We start from the raw sequence: 2,573 nt of genomic DNA on the forward strand, positions 1-2,573 counted from the left end.
AAAACGAGAATCAAGAAGCGACCGAGGCATATCTGTACGCGCTATATGAGCTTGGCATGATCGACGAGTTTAGAGAGCAGCTAAGCCTCGCCGACGGCGACGAGTTTGAGAAGTTTAAAATTCTGCTATTTTTGCGAGACAACGGCAAAAACGTCCCTGCGTCGCTGTTATTTTAGCTCGGTAATTTTGCGAGTTCGTTTTGTGCGGGTAAGAGAGGCTGCTTTTTACGCTCTTTGCGTCCATTAAACACAGCCTGCGCGATAAAATTTAAAGTGCGGATAAAATTCCAACTCGCGCAAATTTGAAATTTCAAAATTTATCGAAAAATCAATGCGCGCAAGCGGTAAAATTTAAAAGATTTGCTTGCGTAGTGCGCGTGTAAACGGATTTTGCATTTACGCGATGAAATTTAGAATTTAAATGTAAAGCGCAAGACTTGCTAGCCGAATAAAGTACTGAAATTTTAAAATCCACGCGGCGTTTTGCAAGCTGCTTGCCAGGTTCGCCGTGCAAATAAAATTTAGCGGCGATCATTCTTGCTGCCGTTTTGCCGCCATGCAAATTAGCTAAGCTTAAAAATAAAATTCGCGCCTAAATTCGAATACGCGGCCTATGAAATTTAAAATTTTAAAGCTCGCGGCAAAACCCGCTGCAAGCATTGCGGTATTAAATTTAAAGGTTTAAATTCAAACGAAATCAAAATAAGAAATTTAAAATGACGAAAGATTTTTTTAAAAAGGACCCTCTATTTTTGGCGCCTTTGGCGGGCTTTTCAGATCCGCCGCTGCGGGGCGTAGTGAAAAAATTCGGCTGCGACGCGACCGTAAGCGAGATGATAAGCGCAAATGCCCTTGTTTTCGAGGGCGAAAAAACGCTAAAGATGCTCGAAAAAAATGCCGCCGAAACCCCATTTTTCGTGCAGATCGCAGGCAGCGATGCGGAGATCGTCAAAAAGGCGGTTCTGCTCATCAATAAATTTGACGGCATCGACGGCATCGATTTAAACTGCGGCTGCCCCGTCCCCAAGGTCGTAAAGCAGGGCGCCGGCTCGGCGCTGCTGCTTGATCTGCCCCGTCTATCGCGCCTGGTTGAGACGATCAAAAAGTATTCGAATAAAAAATTTACGAGCGTGAAGGTGCGGCTGGGCTTCGGCGCCGTGGATATCGAAAATATCGCGCGCGCCGTACAAAGCGCAGGAGCCGATTTTATCGCGATTCACGGTCGCACCAGAGCGGGCGGATACAGCGCGGCGGTGGATTACGGCGCGATCGCAAGAGCTAAACGCGCGCTGCAAATCCCCGTGATCGCAAACGGCGACATAAACTCCGCCAATGCGCCCGCAGTGCGAGACCTTAGCGGCGCAGACGCGCTGATGATCGGTCGCGCGGTAATCGGCAGGCCGTGGATCTTTCGCGAGATCAAAACGGGCGAGCAGGCAAGCGACGCGCTAAAAAAAGAGGTCGTGCTTTATCATTTCTCCCAGATGCTCAGCCATTACGGTAGCCACGGCGTAGCGATATTTCGCAAGCATCTGCACGAATACTCCAAGGGGCGCGAAAATGCCGCAAGCTTTCGCGAGCAGATCAACCACGCCGCCGCCGAGAGCGAGATGGCGCGGCTGATCGAGGAATTTTTTAGTTAAATTTAGAATTTTAGGAATCCTGATGATTATTTTAAAAATTATAGCCTGCGCGTTTTCTATGGGTTTTTGCTTCACAAGCGTTTTAATTTTAGTGGATTTGTCAGTAGAGCTATTTTTCGTCGCTTTTAGCGATAGATATGGCTATCTTTCAGAATGGTTGCAGGAAAGGTGTGTATATTTTGTAGTTCTTTGGATATTTTTCTGCGGAATTTGCGCGATACTTGCCGAAAAACTAAAGGATTTTGATAGGCTTGTGAATTTTTTCGTCAATCTGTTTTTGCCGACCGTGGCGATTTGGATAATATCGCCGTTTTTGGGGATAACGATCGCTGCGGCATTTGAATTACATGGAGGCGATATATTAATCGGCATCTGCACGGCTTACGTTTTAGCTCTGATCGTGGTAGCCGAAGTCTTAAAACAAGTTTATTCACCTAAAACCTAGCGCGCGGAATTTTAAAATTTAGTGCAGAATTTCGCCTTGAAATTCTTGGTCGCCGCTTACAATCACAGCCCGCGCGTTAAAAGACGATGGCGTTAAAATTTAAGGAGAAATTATGGAAAATATCTACGTCATCGGCGATGTGCACGGCTGCTACAGATCACTTTTGGCATTAATAGAGCAGCTGCCGCATAAATTTGATAGTAAAATTTGCTTTGTGGGCGATCTGATCGACCGAGGTCCTGCGAGCGCGGATGTGGTTGAATTTGTGCGCGTCCGCGGATATGACGCGGTGATGGGCAATCACGAAAAGCGCTTTGTAAGCAACGCAAAAACTGCCCTAAGGTGCGCAAAGACGGGCAAATTTACGAGCTCAAATGACCTCTACGCATTTTTTAGCCTGGATGAAAGCTGGCTATTTAATAATGGCGGTGAAGCGACGCTAGCGTCGTATTATCGTCACGGAGGCGTGAAGCAATGCAAGGAGCA

At 46.8% G+C, this 2,573-nt stretch carries 3 protein-coding genes; all 3 read left to right on the forward strand.

Annotated elements, in window-relative coordinates; genetic code table 11:
* Positions 1-715 precede the first annotated feature (715 nt).
* Positions 716-1,642 carry a tRNA-dihydrouridine synthase gene (locus Q0257_RS04360; RefSeq protein WP_298022011.1) on the forward strand — a complete coding sequence of 309 codons (927 nt, stop codon included), beginning with the start codon at positions 716-718 and terminating at the stop codon, positions 1,640-1,642.
* A 22-nt stretch (positions 1,643-1,664) separates the two neighbouring features.
* Entirely contained in the window at positions 1,665-2,087 is a 423-nt protein-coding gene (locus Q0257_RS04365) for a hypothetical protein (protein WP_297963864.1), read from the forward strand.
* Between the two features lie 112 nt (positions 2,088-2,199).
* The coding region (locus Q0257_RS04370; RefSeq protein WP_298022014.1) for a metallophosphoesterase at positions 2,200-2,573 on the forward strand (374 nt) is incomplete at its 3' end.

The organism is uncultured Campylobacter sp. (assembly GCF_938018035.1).
Classification (GTDB): domain Bacteria; phylum Campylobacterota; class Campylobacteria; order Campylobacterales; family Campylobacteraceae; genus Campylobacter_B.